General features: G+C 41.5%; 1 protein-coding gene and 1 pseudogene. Both read right to left on the reverse strand.

Going from position 1 to position 1,369, the window contains the following annotated elements:
- A pseudogene (locus F6K49_RS49480) lies at window positions 1-380 on the reverse strand (hypothetical protein); the annotation flags it as partial.
- Window positions 381-528: 148 nt separating this feature from the next.
- The coding region (locus tag F6K49_RS49485; RefSeq protein WP_293110113.1) for an ABC transporter substrate-binding protein at window positions 529-1,369 on the reverse strand (841 nt) is incomplete at its 5' end.

Consider the following 1,369-nt stretch of genomic DNA (forward strand, 5'->3'; position numbering starts at 1 on the left):
CAGGCCAATATCTGTTTTTGCAGTGCCGATAGTTCCCTAGTTTGACGGCTTAATATGTCCTGAATATCATCAAAGATGTACGATTCATCATTCAGAAAATTCTCGATGGCACCACCATAAAATTCGTTTATGGTTTCGGAAATAATCTTAAGCGCAAATGGGTTGCCCGAGTAGCGTTCGAGTTTTGCTGCTTCAATAGCAACTAAGCCAGTTCCCGTAGCAATGTCCAAGATTTTTTGTCCAGGTCTAATGTCAACATGTTCGATTAGACAATTAGCAAGCCGAGGGTGGAAATCTCCGTTATCGTAAGAATTGCTCCTGTTATCATAGATAGTAGCAACTTCTTGTTTGAACTCACTTAGCTCAAGATTATTGCTCATGGGATTTTGTCTCTTTATAGTTAATGTTAGCGTAAGCAATCAGCCGTCAGCTGTCAGCCGTGCGCTTAAGCTGATTGCTGATTGCTGATTGCTGATTGCTGATTGCTGATTGCTGATAGCTGATAGCTGATAGCTGATAGCTAATATCTTAATGCTTTTGATCACAAGAAGAATACTCAAGGGGCACAAAGGCTAAACCAAAGAAGCTCTTGGAACAAGGCACGATATGAACTAATTCTCCAGGAGGATTCTTGCGATCACCGTTGGATGTAAACTCAATGGTTCCTGTTGCGCCATCGGCACTAAAACCAGGACTTGCTAATGTTTTCTGGATACCCTTACGTGTCGGTTTCTTTGACATTTCTAACGCCTGAATTAAGGTACGAGTGGCATCATAGGTGGTAGCTGTGGTCGGATTTACTGGTCCATGCCACAATTTCCTAGTGTCTTCAGTAAATTTTTGGTTAGGACTGCTTCGGGGATGCCAGGGAACAAATAAAACTACTTTCTCCAATGGCTTTAAATCTCTGATGCTTAGAGTCTGGGGACTGTAGAGAATCCATTCCCCTACTATCAAATTACGACCGTTGTTAGTTTTGATTAACTCAATAGAATTCTTCAAAGCATCAGTGACTTGACCATCTGGAAGTAACACCAAGGGGGTTTCCCCATATTTCCTTACTTCCTCTAGGGCTTTGTTGGCGTTGAAGTTACTTTTGGATAAATCATCCTCTCGGACTTGTATGATCCTTCCTCCCTTGGCGTAAAATTTTTGTTTGAATTTCTGCCATCCATAGCTACTAAATGGGCTTTGAGGAGTGTAAAAAACTGCCGCTTGGCGTTGACCTATCTTAAGTAGGTGCTCAACTAAACTATCAGTTTCGTCTTCAGTAGTAGGTACAGTCCGAAATAAAAAATTTCTAGGGTTAGTTGTGAGTTCTGTTGTCATGGCATAGGGAGCAATCAATACCAGCTTCCCATTTTGATAA

Source organism: Moorena sp. SIO3I6, from assembly GCF_010672095.1.